We start from the raw sequence: 25,053 nt of genomic DNA, 5'->3' as shown, positions 1-25,053 counted from the left end.
GGGCGGCACGCAGCAGGGCCAAGCTTAGTTGCTGGCGGTATCGCGGATTTCGACGTCAGAACCGAACTGCGTCTCAAGTTCGTCGGCGATGAATTCAACGGCATCAGCCGCCTTCATCTTGCCGGTTTCCACGGCCTGCAAGCCGCTGAACAGGATCTTGTTGTAGCTGCCGAATTGGGTGTGGTTCGGCACGAACCCGGCATGAGCCATCATCGGCGATGCCGCCGACAGAACCCAATTGTCCTTGTATTTCGGCATTGCCGTCTGGGCGTTGCTAATTGCGGTATGGTAGGATGTGACCGCGTGCTGGTTGTTGAAATACGGCAATGTCGCAAGTGCTACGAGATCAGCGGCAATCTCCGCATTCTTGCTCTTGGCATTGACGGTATAAAGCAGCGGATGGGAAAGATTGGCGGGCTTGCCGCCCTTTTCTGCAGCCGGGGCAGGAATCCAGCCGATTTTGTGGAAATAGCCGTCGCGATCCGTCGGCCAGGTCGCACCGTTCATCTCGCCGAGCTGCCAGGCAACCGCCCAGACGCCCTGATGGAAGATGAAAGCCTTCTCCTGCTTGAAGGCGCCCTGGATCGCATCCCAGCTCATTGCTGTGTTATCGACAGGGGTGACGCCTTGCTTGGCATTGCGCTCGTACCAGCCGAGAGCCTTGGTCATTTCCGCTTTCGGAAACACCAGCTTGCCGGTTTTCTCATCCAGGAATTTGACGCCATAGGACTGGAAGACCATCAGATAATCGATGCCGACATTGGGGCGATGCAACATGCCGTATTGGGCTGCTTTCGCATCGACCACTTCCTTGGAGAGCGCCGTCAGATCATCGAGCGTGAATTCGCCTGCTTCGACCTTGGCGGGCAAGCCTTCGATAAAGGCCTCATCCTTGCCGATCTTGCGCAGCATGTCCTTGTTATAGAAGAACATACGGATCTCGGCATCCTGCGGTATGCCGTAAATCTTGCCATCATTACCCTTGGCGGCCTTCCACAGCACCGGCAGGATGTCGCCATAGACCCAAGGAGCAGCGGCGATCCGCTCGTCCATCGGCAGCGCGTCGCCATCCTCAGCGAATTTGCTGATCCATTCATGCGGCACGACGTAGATGTCCGGCCCCTGACCGACTGCAAATGCCTTCAGCGTATCGAGGGCGAGGTCGTCCCAGCCTTTGACGGTGCTGTTATTGGCTTCGATGACAATATGTTTATCGACGCCCGCCGCCTTGAGCTGCTTGTTCATGATGTCTGCGGCGGCTTCGATATTGGTGATGCGCGCCGGAGCGGTCTTATCGGCCAGCGTCGAAAGCTTGATCTTGATGTCTTCTGCATGCGCCCATCCGGTGGCAAGCGCAGAAATCGCCACGGTGGCGAGAAGGGCGAGGCATTTGGTCATGACGGTCGATCCAGTTGATGATGATTATTTAATTAACTTGCTTAAGTAACTGATTTATGACATCGCCGGATCAGTGAGGTGGAGAAACGAAAGCCTGTGCTGAACAAACGAGGGCCTTTGGACGGCATCGGCACGACCCAAGCGGCGGTGCTGAAACACTTGCGGCGAACCGGCATTGCGTCGCGTGCGGAACTCGCGGAATTGTGCGGCGTCACCCAGGCCGCCGTCAGCATGATGACCCGCGACCTGATCGAGCGCGGCATCGTTATCCAGGGCGCCAGGCGGCAAAGCCAGCGCGGGGCACCTCACATCGACCTCATGCTCGCCGGAAACATCGGATATGCGCTGGGTGTCCATGCCAACAGCTATTCGTTGACGCTGACGCTTCTGGATTTTTGCGGCAACCGGATTGGCGAACAGCAGGTTGAAGGGCCTTACGACAGATTTTCCGACGTTCAAACGACCATCAAAACGCTCAAGGCCGACTTGCTGGCATCGAACGGTATTGATGAACACCTGCTGATTGGCGCCGGTGTGGCCATGCCGACCCGTTTCCGCCATGGCACAGCCTTCCTTGATCTCGCAGAGGAAGTCGTCGCCTGGGCAGGCTCTGATCTTGCCTCGACCCTGCGCGAGACACTGGACTGCCCAGTACTGATTGAAAACGACGCCAATGCTGCGGCCATGGGCGAACTCGCCTTGGGCAATGCCACCGAACACGACAGTTTTGCGTATCTCTACCTGTCCGAGGGCATTGGCAGCGGCATTATCATTGGCAAGGAACTCTATCGCGGCAATCTGGGAAATGCCGGCGAAGTGGGCGCGCTTCGCGCACGCGGATTATCGCGCCCCTCTTTTGACGATCTTGCGGCCTGGTGCAAAGAGCATCACGGAAACATCCCGAAAGGCCGATCTTCCGACCAATGGACGGCATATCTGCAAGCAAACCCGGGAGTTCTTGATGCATGGCTGAGGAAAGCCGGACCGGAATTAGCCACGCTCGCCTTTATGGTGACAGCTGTTCTTGCACCATCGGCGATCTATATCGGCGGAACACTGCCCAGACTGGTAAGGGAAAAGCTTGCACCCTGGCTTGATTTCTCGACATCGAATCCGTTCGATGGAGCACGGGTCATTCAACCGGATATCCGTCTGCCGCAAATCTCAGCTGTCGATGCCGTCGCTTTTGGCGCTGCGGCGATGATCCTTCACAGCGTGCCGGGCAATTCGGGTCTCTGATCTCTCTCCAGATTTGGGCAGGGGCCAGAAAGCATCAAGACGCAAGGCGATGGAACGATAAAAACCGCCCGGAGCTTCCTCCGGGCGGTTCGCTGTGATTGATTGCGTTATTTTCAGTTCGGCAAAGCGTAGGCGATGACGTAGTCACCACGATCCGTTGACTGGCGCGCACCGCCTGCCGAGATCACCACATATTGCTTGCCGGTCTTGGGCGACTTAAAGGTCATCGGACCACCTTGGCTGCCGACCGGCAACCGGGCTTTCCAGACTTCCTCGCCTGTCGCTGCACTATAGGCACGCAGATAATAGTCCTGAGTGCCTGCGATGAACACCAGACCACCCTGCGTGGCAAGCGTGCCGCCGAGCGTCGGCATGCCAATCGGAATGGGCAGGCCCATCTTGATGCCAAGCGGCCCCTGGTCCATCACAGTGCCAACCGGCACCTGCCAGACGATCTTCTGAGTTTTCATATCCACCGCTGTCAGCGTACCAAACGGCGGCTTCTGGCAGGGGATGCCTGCGGCTGAAAGGAAGCGATCCTTGAGAACCGCATAGGGCGTCCCCTTCATCGGCACTAGGCCCATGCCGGTATTGACGCTTTCGCCGCCATTTGACGTCTTGGTCGTGGGGGCCGCTTCCTGCATTTTCACCCAAAGACCAACGCGCATGTCGTTGACGAAAATCAGGTTATGAACCGGATCGGTGGAAAGACCGCCCCAGTTCATCCCACCGAGCGAGCCGGGGAATGCCAATGAGGTATCCGTGCCAGGAGCCGTATAGAGGCCTTCATAGCGCATGGATTTGAAGGCGATACGGCACATCAGCTGGTCGAAGGGTGTCGCACCCCACATGTCGGACTCGGTAAAAGGACCGGTACCGATCTGCGGCATGCCAACCGATAGCGGCTGAGTGAGAGAGTAAGGCTCGTTCGGAATATTGGCTGCCTTGACGGGAACTTCCTTGACCTCCGTCAGCGGCTGGCCGGTTTGCCGGTCGAGAACGTAAAGCTGACCGGCCTTGGTGCCGAAAACCAGGGCCGGAACCTTGGAGCCATCCGCCTTCGGAAAATCGATGAAGGACGGCTGCATCGGCACGTCAAAATCCCAGAGGTCGTTATGAACCGTCTGGTAGACCCATTTTTCACGGCCCGTGGTGGCATCGAGTGCCAGCATGGATGCGCCGTATTTATGATCGAGCGGCGTCCGGGTCGTGCCGTAAAGATCGACCGAGGGGCTGCCCACCGGCATGAACACCGTGTTGGAGGCCGGGTCGTAGGACATCGCGGCCCAGACATTCGGCGTCGAGCGCGTATAGGTCTGGCCCGGAGGCGGCAGCTTGGTGATGTCAGGATTGCCGGGATCAAATGCCCAACGCAATTCACCGGTCACCGCATCGAAGCCGCGCATGACACCACCAGGCATATCGACCTGGACGTTATCGGCAATACGGCCACCGACCACGACAGTGGTACCGGCAAGCGTGGGTGCCGATGTCAGCACATATTGCGGATCGGGCGCATCGCCCATGCCGATCTTCAGATCGACGCGGCCATTGGTGCCGAAATCTGGGCAAAACGCACCGGTATCCGCATCGAGTGCAATCAATTGAGCCTGAATCGTGTTCATCAGGATACGGCGTTCGCAAAGCGCACCCGGTGCAACAGTCACCGCGGAGACCGGCGTCGAGCCGGGAACCGTTGGCTGATCCAGCGGACGGGTCGCATCGAAATAGGCAAGACCGCGGCACCGCATCCACACCGACGACATGGCGTTGATTTCAGCCTTCCAAAGCTGCTTGCCGCTATCGATATCGACGGCGATGACGTTGTTATGGGGCGTGCAGAGGAACAGCTTTTCGCCGACCTGCAACGGAGTTTCCTGATCTTCAGCGCCGTTATTGCCGGGGCTGATCGGGGTGTCGCCGGTATGATAGGTCCAGGCGACCGTCAGGGCTTTGACATTATCGACATTGATCTGGTCGAGCGCCGCAAAGCGGCTACCGCCTGATGTATTGCCGTAATGTTCCCAGTTCTTCTGTTCGCTTGTCGGATCGACCGGCACACGGGCAATCGGAGTGCCGGTAAACGGCACGGAAGGATGGGGCATGAACATGCCGGCCACACCGCCTGCGGACGCCAAGGCCAGAACTGCCGCAAGCGTGAACGAACCGGCGTAGCCGGGTGCCAGGCCGCGCGCCTTGCGCAGAAGCGGCAGCGACAGCAGCACAACGGTGGAGCCTATGCCGAAGGCCAGCAGGCGCGAGATCAGCGGCCAGAAATCAAGACCGGCATCCCAGATCGCCCAGACGGCGGTCAACAGCGTGATGATGACAAACAGCACCGCGCCGAGCGGGCGCCGCATCAAAACCAGCAGGCCGGACAGGACCACGGCAATACCGGTGATGATGAAATACCAGCTACCGCCGAGCGTGATCAGTCGGTAGCCGCCGATGGCAAGAAATAAACCGGCGAGAACGAGCACCGTACCCAGCAGGATCAGCCAGAGTTTGGCAACCGCCGAGAGGGCGCCTTTTTGTTGGACCATCGTATTTTAGCTCCTTGAAAGGTTGATCGGATCGACAGTCAACGGATCGCATGAGGTTTCGCCAGATCGACACGAGCCCGAACGCCTTCTATGGTTGGATTTCCGGGGACACTGCCCTCCCGTCACAGGGTTCGCCGGAGGCATGTCTGCCTGTCCCGCTTATCCTTCGTCCGCGCCTTTTTGACAAGAGACAACAAACTGCGCATGGAAAAGTCATCGCTGTAGCGGCGAAACCGTTCCTCATGTTCGAATTAACGGATGTTCTCGTTGCAACACCGGGCCTTGCTCCTGTAAGCGACGGAGATCAGATAACATTTACTTCAGGAGCAGGGTCCGTGGCTGGCGATAACGACGATTACATTTATGATGAAGCAACCGGCGAATGGCGCCCCGCCTCCGAAGTGGCAGCTGCCGCCGCTCAGGCATCGGAGGTCCGTGATGCGTCCGGCAATCTTTTGCAGGATGGCGATTCCGTCACCCTCATCAAGGATCTGAAGGTCAAGGGCGCTGGCCAGACGCTGAAACAGGGCACCGTCATCAAATCGATCCGCCTCACGGATAACCCGGAAGAGATCGATTGCCGTCACGACGCGATCAAGGGACTGGTGCTGCGGACGGAATTCGTCAAGAAGCGTTGATGATCAGCGGGCCGGGCGAAAACCCGGCCTGTATTCCCTGGGCGGCAGCCCTGGACGCCGGGCCAAGCACCGGATATTCACCAAAAAAATCTCTGAATGAGCGACGGAATTGCGTTTCTCCCGCGTTGAAGATCCATCGACTGAGCTGTCCTATCTCATCTTCGGGAGAAAATTTGATCCGCCTCACCTTGATGCTTCCCAGGTCCTTGCGCATTTTGACCTCCAATGAGGCAAAACAGAGCAGCCGTGTCCTTGGAGCTGCCCGAGTTGCGGTGAATGGATTGCGGTGAAGAGGATATGACCGACGATCCCGATGAAGAGTTGGTCAGACAAGTTGCGGCGGGCGATCAGGCTGCGATGCGGACCATGGTGGCGCGCAAGCTGCCGCGCTTTCTGGCGCTTGCCAATCGCATGCTCGCTGACCCGGCGGAGGCAGAGGATGTGGCGCAGGAAACCTTTCTGCGCATCTGGAAACATGCCGGAGGCTGGCGGCAGGGCCGTGCCCGCTTCGATACCTGGGCGCACCGCGTAGCGATCAACCTTTGCTACGACCGGCTGCGCAAGCGGCGCGACGTGCTGATGGCCGAGCCCCCGGACCGGATGGACGAAGCGCCTCTGCCCGATGCCGGGCTGACGGGACATGAAGCAGACAGCCAGCGGGTCAATGCGGCCTTGCAGGCGCTCGCCCCGCGGCAACGGGAAGCCATCGTCCTGGTTTACTACCAGGACATGTCGAACCTGGAGGCCGCCAGTGTGATGCAGATCAGCGTCGATGCGCTGGAAAGCCTTTTGGCGCGTGGGCGGCGGTCTTTGCAGAAGACTCTGACCGGAGATGGTCTGACCAGCGACGGGCTGAACGGAGATGGTAATGAGTGACGACAGCAAGCAAGGCATGGATGCGAAGCGGTTTCGCGCGCTTGTCGAAGCCTATGGCGGCGACCGCAAACGCTGGCCCGAAGACCGGCGCGATGCGGCTGACATCTTTGCCGCAACCGAAGCCGGTCGCGCCATGGTGGAGGAGGCGTCCCGCCTGGATGCGTTTCTCGCCCTGTCAGCCCCACCCTCTGCGTCCGCTGCCCTGACAGGCCGCATCCTGCAATCGGCAGACAAGCGCGTCACGCTGCGCCGCAGGTTGCATCGCTGGCTGGTCGGCGCGGGACTTCTCGGCGTTGGCCTTGCGGGCGGCCTGACCGGTGCGCTGGCGGTTGCAATAGTTGCGCCGCCCACCCAGATCCCAATGACCGATACCGCGACGGCGTTTGGCAATATCATGACCGAAGGCGAGATCGCTCAGGAGATACGATGACGGAACATGGTTTCAAGCGGCTGGCCATCGGCCTTCTGGTGCTCAACACCTTCCTGATCTGCGCCCTGGCCGGTGCCGGTTTTTTCTATCTCTATGACAATGCCACGGTCCCGCCCTCACGTCTGCCGCTGGCGGGCGAACAACTGCCTTCAAAATTGCGCGGCGAGTTTCAAAAAGCCCTGAACGATGCGCGCCGTGACGTGCGCTCCACCGGGCTTGAAGCACGCCAAGCACGCGTCGAGGCCGCAGCCCTGATGGGCAAGCCGGATCTCGACAGTGTGGCGCTGGCCGATGCGCTGAAACGCGCCCGCGAGGCCGAATATGCTGTGCGGGCCGCCACCGAGCAGAAGGCGATCGATTTCGTAGCCACCCTGTCGGTCGATGAACGCCGCCGTCTGGCGGACGGATTGATCCAGCGGGAGGCGCCACGGCCTGCCACGAAATGATCATATTTCAAAAGCGACGGATTTGAACCTATAGCGACGTTGAAAGGCCGATGATGAAACGGAGTTCATATCGGCCATGTCCAATTCCAACGATGTCGATGCCGCATTGGCGCTCTGGCGCTTCGGCCTTGGCGCTGCGGATGGCGGGATCACCGCCATCAAGGATGCCCCCCGCGATCTCTTAAAGGAAGAGATCACGGAGCGTGCGGTGCCAACGCCTGTCGGCGCGCAATTACGCTCCAGTTCCGATCTGCTGGTAGCGCTCTACGAATACCAAAAACAGGTCAAAGCCGAACGCGACAAGCAACCCGCAGCCGGTGCAATGGCGGGCGCGGCCATGGCTGGCGCGAATGCGATGCAGGGCGCGGGTGGCCCGTCCCAAGCTGCTGGCATGCAAGGCAATGCTATGCAGGGCAATGGCATGCAGGCGGGGGCCATGCCGCCCCAGCCGCAACCACAACCACAATCCCAGGCCCAGGCCCAGGCCCAACCCCAGTCCATGGACAAAAAGCCGGACATGCCGGTTTCCAAGCGTCCCTATTTTCCGCAGCAGATCCTGCTTGCGGAAGCTGATGCCCGTTTCAACGGAACGATCCACCAACCATTGATCGGCTTTGGCGAACGGCTGGCGATGTTCTGGGCCAACCATTTTTCGGTGGCGATCAGCAAGGGTGGCGAAGTGCATATTCTGGCTGGCGCGTTCGAGCGGGAGGCCATCCGTCCGCATGTCTTTGGGAGGTTCGAAGACATGCTGCTGGCGGTCGAAACCCACCCGGCCATGCTGGTTTTCCTCGATAACCAGCAATCGATCGGCCCGACCTCGCCCGCCAACAAGAATGGCAAGCGGGGCCTCAATGAAAATCTGGCCCGTGAGATCATGGAACTGCACACGCTCGGCGTCGATGGCGGCTATAGCCAGGCAGATGTGACGTCGCTGGCGCGGATCATCACCGGCTGGACTTTCTACCGCGATGAAAAGCGTCCAGGCCCCCAGGGCAAATTCATCTTCAATGCCAATGCCCATGAACCGGGCGACCACACGGTGATGGGCATGACTTATGCCGAGGGCAATGTGGAACAGGGCCGCACCGCCTTGCGCGACCTCGCCCGCCACCCGGCAACGGCCAGACATATCGCAATGAAACTTGTCCGCTATTTCGTCGCCGACCAGCCGCCACCGGCCCTGGTGACGAAACTGGCCGCCGCCTATACCAAGTCGCACGGCGATCTTTCGGCTGTCTATACTGCCCTTGTCGATGCAGACGAAGCCTGGAACCCGACATTGACGAAAATGCGCATGCCACAGGATTATGTGGCGGCGATGCTGCGCACCAGCGGGATCAGGCCGAAGCCGGAGCAGATCATTTCCATGCTGAACGCGCTTGGCCAGCCACTGTGGAACCCCGCCGGTCCGAACGGTTTTTCCGACGTTACCGATGCCTGGGCCTCGTCGGAATCGCTGGCGACCCGTATCGATGCGGCCAACCTGTTTGCCCATCAGATCCAGGGTCAGATCGACCCCCGTGCCTTTGCCGGTGACCGGCTGGGGCCGCTTCTCACCGCCGACACCCTGCAAGCGATTTCCCGGGCGGAAACCCGACCGCAGGGCCTGTCGATTGCCTTCCTTTCCCCCGAATTTCAGAGGCGCTGAACCATGCTGTGCGAAAACCTCTCCCCCACCCGCCGCGCCGTTCTCGGCACATCCGGTGCCTTGTTTGCCTGGGCCTTCATGCCCCGCTTTGCCCATGCGGCTGGCGGGCGCGATCCCCGCTTCGTCACCATCATCCTGCGCGGCGCGCTGGATGGGCTGACCGCCGTGCCGCCGATCGGCGATCCCGATTATGAAGGCCTGCGCCAGTCGATTGCGCTGAGGCTGGATGGAGACAAGCCAGTGCTGCCGCTCGACGGCTTTTTCGGATTGCATCCCTCGATGCCGAATTTCCAACGCCTGTTCCGCGCCAATCAGGCCGCCGTGGTGCATGCCAGTGCCACCGCCTATCGTGAGCGCTCGCATTTCGACGGACAGGATGTGCTGGAGTCCGGTTTTCCGACGCCCGGACATGTCGAAACCGGCTGGATGAACCGCCTGCTTGAAGGACTGCCAGCCGGCGACAAGATCGCTCCCGGTGCGGCAGAACGCGTGCAAGGGCTGTCTGTCGGGGCAACCGCACCCCTCGTCATTCGCGGCAAGGCACCGGTGCTCGGCTGGGCGCCGTCCGTGCTCCGACCCGCTGACGGCGATCTCGCGCCGCGCCTGATGGATCTTTATGGCCGTACGGACCCGATGCTCTCGAAGCTTCTGATTGAAGGCATCCAGACCGGCAAGATCGCATCCGGCCTCGACATGAAGTCGAAAGGCGGCCCCGGCGACCCGAACGGCATGGAGCAAATGGCCCGCGGCGCTGCCCGGTTGCTGGCCCAGCCAGATGGCCCGCGTGTCGCAGCACTCGCCTTTGAGGGTTGGGATACCCACGCACAGGAAATCGACCGGCTGGCAAAGCTTCTGGCTGGCCTGGACAATTCGATTGCCGCCTTCGAACAGGAACTTGGACCCGCATGGAAGGATACGGCGATCATCGTCGCGACCGAATTCGGTCGCACGGCACGCATCAACGGGACTGATGGAACCGATCACGGCACCGGCACGACCGCCTTCCTCGCTGGCGGTGCCGTGCGGGGTGGCCGCGTCATCACCGACTGGCCGGGGCTGAAGCAGAACCAACTGTTCGAAGGCCGGGATCTGGCCGCCACCACCGACATCCGCGCCGTCATCAAAGGCATGGCGGTCGATCTTCTCGGTGCCAGTGCCGGTCATCTGGCCAGTGTTGTGTTTCCAGGCTCGGACAGTGTTCAGCCCATGAAGGGGCTCATCGTGTAAAAGGAGAAGTGGTCAGCACGAGAGTCTGGCAGACATCCCAGGAGTCTTGATAGGAAGATTCATCTAAAAAGAATCTTCCTATTCCCCATTGCGTCATCAAAACAACGGCTCACCAATTTAAATATTGAATATTCAATCCGTTGGCGTCGAATTTCTTTCTTTTCCTGGAGGAACTATTAATGGCAAACGCCCGTGTCGCCCGCATTAAAATCGGCAGATCATCAAAGCTGTCCGTGTAGGCCGCAGTCCATCTGCCGCTAAATCCAATACCGCCAAGCGCTATGCATTTTCGTTCATGGCGACAATGATCGCTGAGTACCCAGCCACCGAGAACGCGGTGTAATCCCGATCCAACCACCTGAATACGACTGTCGATGCACGCTGCAAGCGGCGCAGCAATCCACAGCGGCGCTCCGGTTGCGACGGCCACCCGACTGCCTTGGTTCAAATAATGCCGAAGCTCGGCCAGGCCTTTATCATGCCAGGCTAGCCTTGGCTGTTTGCCTGCGTTAACCCTGTCGGCAAAACGGGCGAAAGAGGCCTTCAAGGCATGTTCGGAAAGTCCGAACGTGGTGATCCAGAGAAAGACCGAGGTTCCCCAACGCCGCAGCGGCGGAAACACAATCAATGGACCGGCGAAAGGCAATGCCAATGCCGCCAGCACATAGCGCCAGCCAGATCCCCGCACCCGCTCCAGAATCCAGGCGGCGGTTGAATCCCAGTTGAGCAATGTTTCATCAAGATCGAAAACAGCAGATTCGATGTCTTGCATCAGGATGCATTACCTCATTGTTGATGTGTCGGCTTTGATGGACGATGCAGTATTCGTCCCGTGGTGAGGCACTCGAAAACCGCCGGTCAGGTCGATATCATTTGCGTGTGGCCAATCTCCGGCAAGACCGGCATCGACTTGCCCAAAATCCAGAGCGTTAGAGGCTTGGGCAGAATATGGGCCAGCCGGATTAACCAGCGCATGGTGAAAGGGAACAGATAATCCGCCTTCTCATTCCTCAGCGCATACAGAATGTGCTCAACGGCCTTGTCCGCCGAAATCTCAAGAGGCGCAGGCATCCCATCACCAGCCGTTGCCTCGGTGGCGACAAACCCCGGATAAACGGTGGTGAACTTGATGCCATAGCGGGCAAATTCGATGCGGCAGGTGTCAATGAGCAGCATCGCCGCTCCCTTGGCTGCGGAATAAGGGCCTTGAAGCGGCACGCCGAGAAACCCGGCTAACGAATTGGTATGGGCGACATAGCCGCCGCCCTGTCGCATCATCTGCTTCAAAACCGGGAAGAGGTAGTTGACCACGACATCGTAATTCAAACGCATGCAGGCATTGACGTCACTGGCGCTCATCAGCCGCATATCCAGGGCTGGCGCACCACCAGCATTCAGATAGATCATGTCGATCCGGCCATAGTGATCGATCACCGTTTTCACCACCTCGGCGGCGGCCGCCGCATCGGTTGCGTCAGCCGCGATGGCCAGGCAATCGCCGCCGGCGCTACGGATATCCTCGGACAGTTCGATGAGCATCGGCTCGCGCCGCGCCGTAACGATCACCTTGGCACCCTCGCCTGCAAGCCGCAGGGCAAGCAGCCGCCCCATGCCGGAGGAAGCGCCGACGATCAAAATAATTTTTCCTGAAAAATGCATGATTAATCTCCTGCCTGATGACTGCATCATTCCTTAAATCGGCTTCAGCTTGGGAAATTACGCCATCGCGCGACGCTGTTGCGCCCAACCGCGATAGTGATCCGCCATCGTCTGCTCGAATGGCCGGTAGGCGATGCCCAACTCAGACTGGCTGCGCCTGTTATCGAGAGCAAAGCGAATGCCGAGATGGTTCGTCATATATGCCTGCGTCAGGCCAAACAGCGGCCCGATCAACCGAACCACAAGATTGGGGATCTGCCAGGAGGGCAAAAGATAGGGCTTCGGATGAACCCGGCGTGCATAGCCGGCGATTTGCAGGAAGGTCCGGGTATGGTTTTCCGCGAGAATATAACGCCCCTTTGCGTCAGGGTTCAGCGCCGCCCGGATATGGGCCTGCGCCACGTCGCGAACATCCACACATGCGAGACTGAGGTCCGGCATGCCGTAGAAAAAATATCCCTTGAACATCTCGTCCAGCAGAAAGAGCGAGCCGGATTCAGAGGCGGGCGTCAAGGAAGGGCCTAGGATCATGCCGGGATTGATAGTCGTCAGGCTCCAGCGGTTTTGCTCCCCCTGGATTTTCCAGGCTTCCTTTTCCGCCAGAACCTTGGAAAAATGGTATGGATTGTTTTGAACATTGCTCGACGTATTGAAATAGTCCTCGGCAACCGTGTTATTCTTCATCGACCGGACATCGATGTAATCGCCAAAAATCGCGCCAATCGTCGATGTCATCACCACGCGCCGGACACTTTCAGTCCTGTTGACGCTGCCAAGAACATTGCGGGTGCCTTGAAGGGCTGGCTCCACCATTTCGCGTTGTCCGTCCTTGATTTTTTCCGGCAGCTTGAAAGGCGATGCGACGTGGAAAACAATCGCGCAGCCAGCCATTGCCGCATCGAAAGAACCAGGGCTCAAAAGGTCGGCCTCATAGAGCGTCAACTTCCCCGGAAAGCGGGCCTGCATATCGGTCAACGGCCTGGTCTTGGCCACATTGCGCAGGCTTCTGACCGTGGTATGCACAGTGGCATCCATTTCAAGAAGTTGAAGAATGAGATGGCTGGCAACGAATCCGCTCCCGCCCGTGACGAGCATGGTCTCTTGCATTCTGAACCCCTGTTTTTCTTATGGGTATGATCGTAACAGATAGAAGAAACGGTTCGAAATATGCTGATTCCGGCTTGGCCTGAGCTGATCAAAAAATGACCGCAAAAGACCCGACTCAGATCGTGCTTTGTCACAAAGAAAACAGGCAGCGCCACGTGGACGCCGTGTTTAGGATCGAAGAGGTTTAACGCGTCTGACGGACCCCGGCATTTCTCAGGTCGGCAATCGCAGGATAACCATTGACAGCCATGAGAAGATCGGCTTCCGCCAGCATGCATCGTAAATGGTGCACGACGCCTTCGGTGCCGCCAGCCGCCAGCGCATAAGCGTAGGAACGGCCAATACCCACAGCCGCCGCCCCCATCGCCAGCGCTTTGGCAACATCGGTACCGCTTCGGACCCCCGAATCGAACAGGACGGGCATATCCGGGACTGCCCGAATAACATCGTTCAACATGGAAATGGCCGCGATCCCGCCATTGGCCTGCCGCCCGCCATGGTTGGAACATTGGATTGCGTCAATGCCAGTATCGGCTGCGCGGCGCGCATCATCCGGGTGGCAAATTCCCTTCAGGACGATGGGCAGACGTGTCGCCTCCCGGATCCATTTCAGATCCTCCCATGTCATGATGTGGCCGAATATATTTACCCACTCGAAGATCGCCGCAGCCGGATCCTCCGCAACGGGCTTCTTCAGCCGTTTGGTAAAATAGGGATCACTGACATAATTGGCAAGGCAAAGCCCCCGCAGCTGCGGAAAGTTGGCGGAGTTCAGGTCACGCGGTCGCCAGCCTGTCACCCAGGTATCCAGTGTCACGACCAGGGCTTCAAATCCGGCGTTTTGCGCCCGCGAAATGAAGCTCAAGGCAAGATCACGGTCACGGGGCGTATAGAGTTGGAAGTAACCGGGCGCATTACCGAGCGCTTTGGCAACGTCTTCCATCGGATCCTGCGATAGCGTCGAAGCCATCATCGGCACGCCGGTTTTCGCGGCCGCTTCGGCCACACGCAGATCACCATGATTGTCGGCGGAGCAAAGGCCAATCACACCAATCGGGCTCAGAAAGACCGGAGCTGGCAATGTCCTGCCGAACAGAGGAACGCTCAGGTCACGCTTTGCCGCGCCGTTGCACATGCGCGGAACGATGCCATAACCGTTGAATGCCTCCACATTGTTGCGCTGAGTGAACTCATCGCCACAGCCACCGGAAACATAACTCCAGACGGAGGGTGACATAGTCTCTCTCGCCTGTGCCTCCAAACCGGCGAAATCCACTGGCAAGAGTGGCATCTTGCCACTCAACCCGGCAAGATAGATCTCATTTTGAAAGTCTCCAAAATTTTGCTGCACCAATTTCTCCTCCCATTGGTACTGGTATTGGGGCAATGGTATCGGGGCGCGACATGACAGCAGCTTATACGCCTGATGATGACTGCTTCTGTCGCGCTTTAGTCAGTATCCAGCCTTCATGATCGATCTTTCTCCGCGAAGATGCCGGTCTGCCGCCTCCTTCTGATCTTTCTTCAGACGCCCATTGGCAATGAACCTGATGAGCCATGGGATCTGCTTGACCTTGACCGTGGCACTTTGCGCGAGAATGAAGCATTCAGCACATTTTTCCAGGATTTCGATATTCAGCAGCAGGCGCTCAAGCCCCATGCCGAAGCACAGCGCCATGTCATCAAGGCAATAGGCGTTCGCACCGTTCGACAAGGCCTTCGTCGGGTCATCGGTCGAGCACATGCCTAAACGTTTTGCCTCAAGGCCGAGGTGACGGATCTGCTCATCGAACACCGCCGGCAGGGAAAGGTCGAGGCGCGCCAGTGCTGATGTCCAGGTCAACCCGCCCGAGGCAATGGCACCCACATCCGGCCGGGCCCGGTAGATGCGGTGATGCAAGTCCCGCGGCGGCGCGGAAAGGCTTGTCCATTCGAATTCATCGGGCACGTCCTGTCCGGAGTTGATCCGGACAGCCACAAAGGCATTTTGTTCGGGAATCCGCTGCGACAGCAAATCGCCCGGTTTGAGAAGCCCTTTTCCCGCAAGACGGGCCGCCGCCCGGCCCAGAGCCGCCTCGATATATGCAGTGTTGACTTTCATAAGCATGTCACACCAAACGGAAAACGGTTTCAAAACGCTCAAGGGCATCATCGATCACCTCATCGGTGTCCGCCATACTGGTATAGATGCGGCTACCCGCCAGGGTCAGGATGCCGTGGGCCATATAGGCTGCCCCCATCTCTTCCATCAGGTGTTTACGGGGATTGGCCTCGCGCATCAGCTTGATCGGGTTGCGCATGCTCATCAACAGCACAGCGGACGTCTGGAGATGGACGATGGAGCCCATATTGTAGACCACATAGGGAAGGCCGAGCCGGTTGAGAATTTCCTTCAAGCCCTTGGCCAGCCGGTCGCCAGCTCGTCCGGCAACAACCGGCGCATTGGTGCGCGCCATCTCCTCGATCGCATAATAACCAGCAACGCAAGACAGCGGATTGGCCGAAAGCGTGCCGCCGACGAAGGCGCGCTTGCTCGAGGTGCCGATACCCCCGACCAACGTCATCATGATGTCCTTGCGACCGCCAATACCGCCTGCCATCAGATAGCCACCGGTGAGGCACTTGCCGAACACGGTAATATCAGGCTTCACGTTGAAATAACCTTGAGCGCCACCCATGCCGACACGAAAACCGGTGACGACCTCATCGAAGATCAGCAAGGCGCCGAATTCGTCGCAGAGTTTGCGAACTTCGCGGTTGTATTCGGGCGTCACAGGCCGCGTGCCGCTTTCTGGCCCCAGAGGTTCAAGAATAACCGCTGCCGTGCCGCCGCGAATACGGTTCAGCATCAGCTTGCGCCGGAGCGTACCAATCTCATTGGGGAAGACTTCCTGAGTATAACCGGTGACGCCTTTGGGAATGCCCGTTGCTTCGCGCCGACCGGTACCGGGCACACGCATGCCGTAGACCATCTGGTCGCTCCAGCCATGATAGTCGCCGCCAACCTTGATCACCCATTTCTTGCCGGTGTGAGCACGGGCCAGACGGATGGCCCCCATGCAGGCTTCCGTGCCGGAGCCGAGCATGCGGAACATTTCAATGCCCGGCATATATTTGCGGATAATCTCGGCCAGCTTGAATTCGTATTCGTGAAGGAGGCCCGTCACCGGACCGCATTCATCGATCAGTTGATGCACTTTTTCGCGCACCGGCAGATAGTTGGAGCCAAGCAATGTCGGTCCGCCCGCCTGCAGAAAATCGGTATAGCGATTGCCGTCCGCATCCCACATATAGGCGCCATCGACTTTGGTGGCCGCAATGGGAAACGGATAATTGAAGGCGAGGTTATGCTGGACACCACCCGGAATAACCTCAGCCGCCCGTGCAGCCCAGGCCTTGGAGGTCTGACATTTCTGTTCGAAATAATCGAGCACCTTCGGCATATTGGACTTGGAAATGCCTTTGGGCGGTTGCTTCAGCAGGGCATTCAGCCGGTCCATGAGGTCTTTGTTATCAGGCCAGGCACTGATGCTGTAGGAGAGTTCCGAGTTACGAGCTGCCATGTTCATTTCAAGCTCCCTTGGTCTCAGCCTTGTCCAGAACGTTCAGAATGAACGCCTGGAGTTGCCGATCCAGATTGACGTGTTTGTTGATGCGTTCGCGCAGATGGGCGGCGGCAGCGGCTTCGATTTTGCGGATCATGCCCGCAGCGGTTTTGAGATCGGCCCCCGCACAGATGACGCCGTGACTGGCCAGAAGATACGCAAAGATGTCGGGCCGCAGAGATTTCGCAAAAATTTTAGCCAGCATTCCCGTGCCCGACGGCCTGTAGGGAATAAGCGCGACGTGGGGACCAAGCTCGTTGAGATCGCTGCCCCTTGGCCAAGGCAGTTTTTCATGTAGCAGCGCGACGGCGCTTGCGATCGGCTGGTGTGTATGAACACTGGCATGACGGTTAGGATGCATAAGGAGCATCCTGGCATGCAGTCCTTTTTCAATGGTCGGCGTCTTGTCGCCCTCGACAATGTCGAGGGTCTCGATATCAAGGATCACCACGTCTTTCGCCTCGACCGTGTAGTAGTCGGAGGCCGAGGGAGTAACCGCCATCAATTTTCTGTCGACGCGGACGCCGATATTGCCGCCGGTTCCGGCAAAATAGCCATTATCCGCGAAATAGCGGCTCATATCGGCAATTTCCTGCCGCTGGGCCATGAATTTAGCCATGAATCTTGCCCTTTGATCCGTTTAGACGTTTGTAAAGCGGCGCCAGGCGCCGATGGAGTTCCGTGAAGATACCGAAGCGCTCGTCATAGAGCCGCTGCGTTGCCGGATCGGGATCGTAAATCCTGTCGATCACCACATGCCGCGCGACCTCGTCGAACTGTATGAGGCCGAGACCCACAGCCCCGATGAAGGCCGCACCGCGTGCATTGGCCTTCATCGGATCATGCGGCTGGCGGATCTGGACGCCCAGAACATCCGCGAAGATCTGGCACCAGGCAGGCGACATCGCGCCACCGCCGATCATGGTGATTGCCTCGGGCCTGCGGCCAAGAAACCGGGAGACCGGCTTCATCATCCAGCGTGTATTGAGCGCCACGCCTTCGAAGACGGCCCTGACAAGGGTCTCGCGGTTATGCTCCATGCTCATGTTGAAGATCCCAGCCCGAAGGGTCGGGTCATCTACAGGGCAGCGTTCGCCGAAAAGCCAGGGCAGGTACATCATGCCAGCGGCTCCCGCAGGGGTGCGGGCGGCAATCTCATCGAGAACCCTGTAGGTATCCGGGGTCGGTTCGGAATCGATCAGGCCATCGTCATGGAAGACGATCCGATCCTTCAGGAAGGCGATATTGCTCGCCCCGCTCGATTGCATGGCGATCATCAGGTATTTCGACGAAACCGGACAAGGAACCGATGTGATCTGGTCCATCACACTGGTTTTCTTGAAAGGCACATGCGCCGAGATCCAGGACGATGACCCCATGTAGAGATGGGCGTCATAATCGGCCAGCGTTCCAGCGCCGATGGCGGCGGCTGAATTGTCGATGGCACCGGCAACGACCGGTGTTTTTGGCGACAGGCCCAACAGATCTGCGACGGAAGGCAATAGGGTTCCAACGATATCCGTACACCTGACGAGATCGGGGAATTTCGCCTTGTCGATGCCGCTGGCACCGATCAACCCGTCGTCATAGCGGATATTGTTGACGTCGCGGTTGTCAGTCACCCAGGAGGTGAGAATGGAATCCTGCGTGGCGCAAAACCGGCCCGTCAGCCGCAGATTGAAGAAATCGAGAACGTTGAGAAACTTGTAGGTCTTCTCGTAAATATCAGGGAAAGCATCGCGGATCAGCAACATGTGGCCCGCTGGGTCCTTGCCGGACAAAGCCGGGGCGCCGCCACACAGCCTCAACCATTTCTGCAACTTGATCGCGTCATAGCCCGCGACCTTCATTGCCCCCCGCATTTCCTTCTTCAGGTAGCGGGCACCGCGCATATCGAGCCAGATAATCGCATTCATCAGCACATTGCCGTCACGGTCAACGGCAACGGTTCCCTCACCTTGGGTGGATGAACAGATCGCAACAATATTCTGGCGCAATGCCGCACTCTGGCGGAGCACATCCTGGCTTGCCTCGATGAAGGCGTTCCACCACTGCGAGGGGTCCTGCTCTGCCCCGATCGTATCGATAACCTGGAGCGGAACCGGCCGAAATGCCCAGGCAACTACGTGTCCGGTAATCGACACCAATCCGACCTTGCAGCCACTGGTGCCAAGATCGATCGATAAAATATATTGGTCAGACTTGGCCATCTCTTGCCGTGCATGCAGCCTGGATATAATCCAGGTCGCTCCCCATTTTTATTGGATATTGCACCTATAATAGGGGAAAAACCCGACTTTTGCGTAGCGGTGAAGCTGTCCTTTGAGGGGTCTTTACCGGTCAAATAGGCGATAGATCCGCACGAAGCGCACCGGGCGTGGTGCCGGTCCAACGTCGGAAGGCGCGCCGGAAATTATGAGGGTCCGAAAATCCGACCGCAAAGGCGATCTGCTCGACAGACATATTCCTGTTGCCCAACAGTTCGAGCGTGCGGTTCTTGCGAAGATCATCCAGAAGCGATTGGAAGGAAACCCCGCTCTCGGCAAGTCTGCGACGCAAGGTGCGCTCGCTCATACCAAGCGCACGGGCCACCTTGGAAATATGCGTGCGACTGTGCAGTTTCTGCCGGAGAACCCTTTCGACGGATTCGATAATTTCGGCTGCCTCGCGGCTTCGGGCCCGGTTATAAGCCATGAATTCAAGAAGCTGGCGGTGGCTAAGAGGATCGGACGTCAGCAGCGGTTGCTTGTACCAGGCGGCATCATAGATGAACGCGTTTTCCATCTGGCCAAATCGAATAGGACAGCCGAAGACCCGTTGATAGGCTTCCGTATGCGCTGGCGCCGGATAAGCAAAATCGACCCGGACCGGCTTGAAGCCCTCCCCGACAAGACCGTGTGCGACCCCCATGAAACTGGCAAAAGCCTCTTCCACCAGGAAAACATAGATGTCGGGATCGTGAAAACGGCTCGCTGCCGTGACGACGACACCCTCCGGGCTTTCCCTGGTGTCGAATTCCAGCATGCTGCCGGTATCTTTTTGCAGGTCGAGACCAAGCTTAACCGCATCACCCACAGTCGCTGCCGTTATCATCACATAACCGACAAGGCCGACAGAGGTAATCTTTTCACGAATCCCGGTCTCCAATCCAAGCGCCTTGCCCCTGGTCATTTTCATGGCGCGCAGGATCGCCTCACGTCCCTGGCGAAAAGAAACCCGACAGGCTGGGTCGGCGAGATCCTCCATGGGAATGCCGAGGCCAGCCGTTAATCGCGAGGCGTCGAGGCCAAAATCCGTGAGCGTCATCACGAGGCTACGAATGAGAAACGCCGGGATATTGGCAGTCACGTAACGCGCATCGACTGTCTTCATCAGACCCCCCTTATGACTTATCCTCCACGTCCATTCCCCCCCGCGCCAGCCATGCCGGCTTCCTGCTCAATTCTCCTTCAACAGAGCCGGTTATGACCGGAAATAGCGGGTATCATGCGGCATTTACCCCAACTGTACAATATACCTCCGCATACTGTTGTCCATTCGGGCCGAGTATATCCGCTGCGCGGAGCATGAAATACAAAGACACCTCCATGACGACAGTCAATGCCGGGGATGTCCTGGGAGATAGATTGGCCGGATATGATACCACAGTGTCCCCGAACTCCCTTGTGATGCGGTGTCGTCCTCCTATTCTGAATTTCACCGCGCTCTTCAAGGGCCGGACAATAATAACAGGCGGAACATTGGGTAAGCGAAAAGCGACCCGGCCTCTCTAGGGACCAACCTCTCTGAGGGGCAAGCTCTCTGGGAGAATGACGATGCTTTTATGGATACTCGGCTTGAGTGCCGCCTATGCGGTAGCACTGAATGGGACAATGGTCATGCCCGTCGTCGTTCTGTCGATGAGCAAACTGACCGGCTATAGCGAAGCAATGGCGACAATCGTCGCCAGCGCGGAACTCGCAGGCATTGCGTTTTACGGGATATTCCTAGCCAAATTGGCACTTAGATCATGGAAAGCAGTAGCGATTGGCGGCATTGTCGCGGTCATAGCCGGAGAAGCACTGAGTTTCTGGCTTCAAAACCCTTACAGTCTTGCCACTGCAAGATTTGCAACCGGCCTGGGGGAAGGCGCCTTGTTCAGCCTCGTTTCGATGAGCCTCGCCTCGCTTGCCAATGCCGAGAGATACTGGGGCGCGCTTAGCCTGATTGGCGGAACCGCCATGGGGCTGCTGCTTTTTGTGGTATCATTGATGCCACCGGCCGACGCCGGAGCGCCTGTCTTTCTCATGCTGGGGGCGTTTACCGTCATCTTGGCACCACTTGTTTTTTTCGTCGCCAGGCGCTCTTCCCGACTTCCTGTGGCAAGCCGTCATACCAAACTCAACAATGGGAAAATGCTGCTTGCAATGATGGTTGTATTTCTCGTTTATGGGGTGCAGGCGGCGCAATGGGCAGTCTGCGGTTATGTGGGGGAAAAAGTGGGGCTGAGCAATGGTGAAGTTGGCTTCTATCTCGCCCTATCATCGCTGGTAGGCTTCCTGGGAGCGATCATTCCTTCCTTCACCCATGACAAGGCCAAAAGACTGCCAGCCGTGCTGCTGGGTTTCCTGATCATGGCGATGTCGATCTATTTCCTGTTCACCATGCTAACACCCCTGATTTTCGTCATGACACAGGTTCTGGTTAATATCGGTTTCTATATCGTGACCCCGTTTATCACAGGTATACTGACCGAAAACGACCCCGACGGGTCGGTGATGTCACGAACGTTAGTGGTCGCCGTCTTGGGGGGCACGATGGGAACCGCAATTGCCGGGCCAATCTTTGAAGGTTACGATCCAAGCCTTTTCGCCTGGTCCTGTCTCTTGCCACTGGCAATCGCGGCGATCTTTGCAGCAATCATCTTTGGCCATCTCCACCGTAGCTTTCCAGCGACTGTCGTCAATAAATAGCGGAGTGAAACTTGTTCGATATGGCCATTGAAACTCTCCAGTCTATTCTGGAACGCCAGCGTCAATCCTTCCAGCATGACAGTTATCCGTCACTATCCTTGCGTCGGGACCGCCTTAACCGGATCGGCCGATTGCTGAAGGAGAACCGGCAAGCGCTGTGCGATGTGGTTTCGCGGGATTTTGGTCATAGGTCCGATCATGAAACGGTGCAGTTGGAGATTGCTCCGCTCATGGGCGCGCTTCGCCATACACGGTCTCATCTACGCCGATGGATGAAACGCGAACGCCGTGGACGCTCTATTGAGTTTCTGCAGCTTTCAAACTGGGTTCAATACCAGCCGCTCGGGGTGATTGGTATTATGGTGCCGTGGAACTATCCGCTTCTGCTGGCCCTTGGACCGCTGATTGACATTTTGGCCGCCGGAAACCGGGCGATCATCAAGCCTTCGGAATTGCTGCCGGAAACATCGGCTCTTCTTTCAAAGCTCGTCGAAGCTTATTTCTCCCCGGAGGAGGTTGCCGTTATCCAAGGAGGGGTGGAGATTGCCGCAGCCTTTTCTGCCCTGCCGTTCGATCATCTGATTTTCACCGGCTCAACGGCGGTGGGTCGCAAGGTTATGGCGTCAGCAGCTGCTAACCTTACACCGCTCACCCTGGAACTTGGCGGCAAGTCGCCCGCACTCATCGCCCCGGATTATCCTATTGCCGATGCAGCCCGTGACATCGCCTTTGGAAAGCTGATGAATGCGGGCCAGACTTGCATTGCACCGGACTATGTTCTGGTCGAAAAATCAAAACTTGGAGACCTTGCATCCGCGCTGATCTCTCAGGCAGAGGCTTTTTATCCACGACAGGCGGGTACACAACACGCGGGGCCACAACACGCAGGGCAAGAACAGTATTCAAGCCTTGTCGGGGCTCGAGCGCATGAACGGTTGCTCAAGGGCATTGAGGAATGCCGCGCCCGTGGGGCCAAACTCATCACTGCTGATATCGCCATGCCCTCTCAAGGGCGCGTGATCGCACCCACGCTGGTGATCGATCCGCCTGCCGACTGCTTGCTGATGGAGGAGGAAATCTTCGGACCAATCCTGCCCCTTATTCCCTATGAGGATTTTGACACAGCGTTGAAATTTGTCCGCGAGCGCCCGCGTCCTCTGGCGCTCTACATCTTCACTGGAAACCGGGCGACCGAGAAAAAAACACTGTTGAATACGATTTCCGGCAATGTCACCATCAATGGCACCCTGCTGCATATCACGCAAAATGATCTGCCCTTTGGCGGCATCGGACCAAGCGGCATGGGGGCCTATCACGGCCATGAGGGCTTCAAGCGTTTTTCCCATGCCCGAGGCATTGCAAAAGTCCGTATTTTCAACCCCGCACGCCTCGCTATGCCTCCTTACGGGCGCTTGGCGCAATTGCTGGCCAGGTTCATGATACGCGACTAATATGAAGCGTCATTTTCTATAATTTTTCGTGTCATGCCGGTGAATATAGGATCCACTGCGGCAGACTTCTGCGTAAGCTATCGGTTTCCTTGAAGACTGATCATGGCCTTGCCGCGTCATTGGTTGGAGCAAGCATCTGAACCCGATATCAGACAAGCAGCATCGTCCTGTCCGCTAGGTAAGACTTGGCCTCATATGACACCAATATGACCAGGTTTTCCCTTGATGGAAACGCGGTCCAATTTATCGTCATCAAATTGGGGATCCGCCATATGCTGAGCAATTTCAGTTCGCTTTGACGAGGGAGAAAGCAACAAATTACCGGTCTTTGATATGTTGCAGTTCGGCCATCCCTCCGCTGGAGGAAACGACCTGTTTAAAGACATCAATCGAGACCGGCACCGAATGAATAGCACCCTAAACAATACCGGGGGTGATCGATACTGAGAATGCAGGAAAGCATCAAACCGAAAACTGGGAAATAATAATTTCGGGAACTCGATGTCGTCGATGCTACATAAAAAAAGGGAACGAAATGAGCAGTCAATATTCTTGGCGAGTGCCTCAATTTGCGCTGGCAATATGGGTGGGTGCAATATCGTTTGTGCCTTACGTTGCAGTCGCGGGCGGCTTTAGCCGCGGCGAGGCCGACACTGATATTCTCTTTACGGATGGAAACTATAGTTTACGGAGCGGAGCTATATATGTCTCACCAAGCCGCTCATTTTCAACCCTGAACGGCGCACGTGCCTCTGATAAAGCCTATTCGGATGAGTTTTGGATACCAAGCGCCGCCGTCAAGGCAACGCTTGGTTCCGGTATTGCCTGCGCTTTGACGTATACGCAACCATTTGGCGCCTCTGCAACGTATGGAAGCGAGGCGCAGAACGCCGAATATACCACAGCTGTGAGTCAGGGATTGGCACTCGTCAATCCCACCTCAAAAATGCAGTTTTCGACGGATGAATATGGTGCGACCTGCGATGTGCGGGTGGACGCAGGGCCGGGCCGCTTTTACATGATCGGCGGCGTCTTTCTGGAAAGTTTCGAGTACAAGGAAAATACCCTTTACGGTAACATTCGACTGAAGGATGACGGTGCTTTAGGCTACCGAGTGGGCGCCGCTTACGACATTCCCGAATATGCCATGCGTTTTCAGATCATGTACCGGTCGCAGGTGTCGCACGATGCGGAAGGGACATTTACGCCCTCAGCGCTTGCCGCCGCCGCCGGTGTGACAGACACGGCGCCGGCTGATGGAACCGGAACCCTGCCTCAGTCGATCAAGCTGTCTGCCCAGACCGGCGTAGCGCCGGGTTGGCTAGTTTACGGTTCCTTGACCTGGACAGACTGGAGCGTTCTTCAGAACTTCAGATATGACGTCACCGGGCTTGGCACAAGCAACAAGGCCTTCAACTACAAGGACGGCTATACGGTGCAGATTGGTGTAGGTCATGAATTTACAGAAAAACTCTCTGGAACCATCAACGTAACCTGGGATGAAGGCGTCGGAACCGGAGCAGATATCACCACCGACACGTGGTCCCTCGGATTAGGCGCAGAGTACAAAACCAAATTCGGTAAATTCGATCTCGGAACCTCCGTGTCTTACCTCACTGCCGGTTCACAGAGCGTCAGCGCCGGAGCGACCTATGATGCTACCGCCAAGCATGACTGGGCCGTCGCGGTAGGGTTGGGTTATCTGATCGAATTCTGAGTATGCCAATGGCAATTTTGAATGAGATTTATAAGCCACGAGACTAAAAAGGCACCGGAACTGAAATGGAACCGGTGCCTGAAAATATCACAAGCCTACCCTGTCAACCGGGCG

At 57.5% G+C, this 25,053-nt stretch carries 22 protein-coding genes; 10 read left to right on the top strand and 12 right to left on the bottom strand.

Annotated elements, in window-relative coordinates; genetic code table 11:
- Positions 1–24: 24 nt before the first annotated feature.
- Positions 25–1,398 (bottom strand): ABC transporter substrate-binding protein, encoded by a 1,374-nt coding sequence (locus FS819_RS19590; protein WP_156547285.1) that lies wholly within the window; start codon positions 1,396–1,398, stop codon positions 25–27.
- A gap of 96 nt (positions 1,399–1,494) precedes the next feature.
- Between FS819_RS19590 and FS819_RS19585 the strand changes: the two genes are divergently transcribed.
- Complete coding sequence (locus FS819_RS19585; protein ID WP_234624473.1) at positions 1,495–2,637, top strand: ROK family transcriptional regulator; 1,143 nt, start codon at positions 1,495–1,497, stop codon at positions 2,635–2,637.
- Between the two features lie 113 nt (positions 2,638–2,750).
- Here FS819_RS19585 and FS819_RS19580 read toward each other — a convergent pair whose 3' ends face one another.
- Positions 2,751–5,180 (bottom strand): glucose/quinate/shikimate family membrane-bound PQQ-dependent dehydrogenase, encoded by a 2,430-nt coding sequence (locus FS819_RS19580; protein ID WP_156547284.1) that lies wholly within the window; start codon positions 5,178–5,180, stop codon positions 2,751–2,753.
- Between the two features lie 335 nt (positions 5,181–5,515).
- On the opposite strand from FS819_RS19580, the gene FS819_RS19575 reads away from it, so the two are divergent.
- Entirely contained in the window at positions 5,516–5,818 is a 303-nt protein-coding gene (locus tag FS819_RS19575; protein ID WP_060719745.1) for a zinc ribbon domain-containing protein YjdM, read from the top strand.
- Here the strand turns inward: FS819_RS19575 and FS819_RS19570 are convergent.
- Entirely contained in the window at positions 5,805–6,032 is a 228-nt protein-coding gene (locus FS819_RS19570) for a hypothetical protein (protein ID WP_156547283.1), read from the bottom strand. The two genes, FS819_RS19575 and FS819_RS19570, sit on opposite strands and share 14 nt — an antisense overlap.
- A gap of 83 nt (positions 6,033–6,115) precedes the next feature.
- Here FS819_RS19570 and FS819_RS19565 point away from each other — a divergent pair, with 83 nt between their 5' ends.
- The 5 genes from FS819_RS19565 to FS819_RS19545 all read left to right on the top strand — a co-directional run bounded on the left by FS819_RS19565 (position 6,116) and on the right by FS819_RS19545 (position 10,448).
- A complete protein-coding gene (locus tag FS819_RS19565) occupies positions 6,116–6,694 on the top strand; it encodes an RNA polymerase sigma factor (protein ID WP_156547282.1) in 579 nt (192 codons plus the stop codon).
- Complete coding sequence (locus tag FS819_RS19560) at positions 6,687–7,124, top strand: hypothetical protein (protein WP_156547281.1); 438 nt, start codon at positions 6,687–6,689, stop codon at positions 7,122–7,124. The genes FS819_RS19565 and FS819_RS19560 overlap by 8 nt, the downstream gene beginning before the upstream one ends.
- The gene (locus FS819_RS19555; protein WP_156547280.1) at positions 7,121–7,570 is read left to right on the top strand and encodes a periplasmic heavy metal sensor; all 450 of its coding nucleotides are present in this window, start codon (positions 7,121–7,123) and stop codon (positions 7,568–7,570) included. The genes FS819_RS19560 and FS819_RS19555 overlap by 4 nt, the downstream gene beginning before the upstream one ends.
- A 76-nt stretch (positions 7,571–7,646) precedes the next feature.
- On the top strand, positions 7,647–9,221 hold the full coding sequence (locus tag FS819_RS19550) for a DUF1800 domain-containing protein (RefSeq protein ID WP_156547279.1): 1,575 nt from the start codon (positions 7,647–7,649) through the stop codon (positions 9,219–9,221).
- Positions 9,222–9,224: 3 nt separating this feature from the next.
- On the top strand, positions 9,225–10,448 hold the full coding sequence (locus tag FS819_RS19545; RefSeq protein ID WP_156547278.1) for a DUF1501 domain-containing protein: 1,224 nt from the start codon (positions 9,225–9,227) through the stop codon (positions 10,446–10,448).
- A 109-nt stretch (positions 10,449–10,557) separates the two neighbouring features.
- Here FS819_RS19545 and FS819_RS19540 read toward each other — a convergent pair whose 3' ends face one another.
- The 9 genes from FS819_RS19540 to FS819_RS19500 all read right to left on the bottom strand — a co-directional run bounded on the left by FS819_RS19540 (position 10,558) and on the right by FS819_RS19500 (position 20,191).
- Positions 10,558–11,220: an HAD family hydrolase gene (locus FS819_RS19540; RefSeq protein ID WP_156547277.1), complete on the bottom strand. Its 663-nt coding sequence runs from the start codon at positions 11,218–11,220 to the stop codon at positions 10,558–10,560.
- An 86-nt stretch (positions 11,221–11,306) separates the two neighbouring features.
- Complete coding sequence (locus tag FS819_RS19535; RefSeq protein ID WP_234624474.1) at positions 11,307–12,107, bottom strand: SDR family NAD(P)-dependent oxidoreductase; 801 nt, start codon at positions 12,105–12,107, stop codon at positions 11,307–11,309.
- Between the two features lie 57 nt (positions 12,108–12,164).
- Entirely contained in the window at positions 12,165–13,214 is a 1,050-nt protein-coding gene (locus tag FS819_RS19530) for an NAD-dependent epimerase/dehydratase family protein (protein WP_156547276.1), read from the bottom strand.
- A gap of 184 nt (positions 13,215–13,398) precedes the next feature.
- Entirely contained in the window at positions 13,399–14,565 is a 1,167-nt protein-coding gene (locus FS819_RS19525; protein WP_234624475.1) for an alpha-hydroxy-acid oxidizing protein, read from the bottom strand.
- A 102-nt stretch (positions 14,566–14,667) separates the two neighbouring features.
- Complete coding sequence (locus FS819_RS19520) at positions 14,668–15,315, bottom strand: hypothetical protein (RefSeq protein WP_156547275.1); 648 nt, start codon at positions 15,313–15,315, stop codon at positions 14,668–14,670.
- 7 nt (positions 15,316–15,322) lie between these two features.
- Positions 15,323–16,783 (bottom strand): aspartate aminotransferase family protein, encoded by a 1,461-nt coding sequence (locus tag FS819_RS19515; RefSeq protein ID WP_156547274.1) that lies wholly within the window; start codon positions 16,781–16,783, stop codon positions 15,323–15,325.
- Between the two features lies 1 nt (position 16,784).
- Entirely contained in the window at positions 16,785–17,438 is a 654-nt protein-coding gene (locus tag FS819_RS19510) for a class II aldolase/adducin family protein (protein ID WP_070167934.1), read from the bottom strand.
- Entirely contained in the window at positions 17,431–19,029 is a 1,599-nt protein-coding gene (locus FS819_RS19505; protein ID WP_156547273.1) for a xylulokinase, read from the bottom strand. Before FS819_RS19505 ends, FS819_RS19510 begins: the two co-directional genes overlap by 8 nt.
- Positions 19,030–19,159: 130 nt before the next feature.
- Positions 19,160–20,191, bottom strand: coding sequence for an AraC family transcriptional regulator (locus tag FS819_RS19500; protein WP_070167932.1), 1,032 nt, complete (start codon positions 20,189–20,191; stop codon positions 19,160–19,162).
- 527 nt (positions 20,192–20,718) lie between these two features.
- Here FS819_RS19500 and FS819_RS19495 point away from each other — a divergent pair.
- From FS819_RS19495 to FS819_RS19485, 3 genes are all read left to right on the top strand, one after another.
- Positions 20,719–21,771: an MFS transporter gene (locus FS819_RS19495; protein WP_234624476.1), complete on the top strand. Its 1,053-nt coding sequence runs from the start codon at positions 20,719–20,721 to the stop codon at positions 21,769–21,771.
- A 20-nt stretch (positions 21,772–21,791) separates the two neighbouring features.
- A complete protein-coding gene (locus tag FS819_RS19490; RefSeq protein ID WP_234624488.1) occupies positions 21,792–23,222 on the top strand; it encodes a coniferyl aldehyde dehydrogenase in 1,431 nt (476 codons plus the stop codon).
- A 535-nt stretch (positions 23,223–23,757) separates the two neighbouring features.
- Positions 23,758–24,939, top strand: a complete 1,182-nt coding sequence (locus FS819_RS19485) for an OmpP1/FadL family transporter (protein WP_156547271.1) — start codon at positions 23,758–23,760, stop codon at positions 24,937–24,939.
- Positions 24,940–25,053: the final 114 nt, after the last annotated feature.

Source organism: Allorhizobium sp. Av2, from assembly GCF_021462805.2.
In the GTDB taxonomy this organism is placed as follows: domain Bacteria; phylum Pseudomonadota; class Alphaproteobacteria; order Rhizobiales; family Rhizobiaceae; genus Allorhizobium; species Allorhizobium vitis_G.
This window is presented reverse-complemented; position numbering and strand designations above follow the sequence as displayed.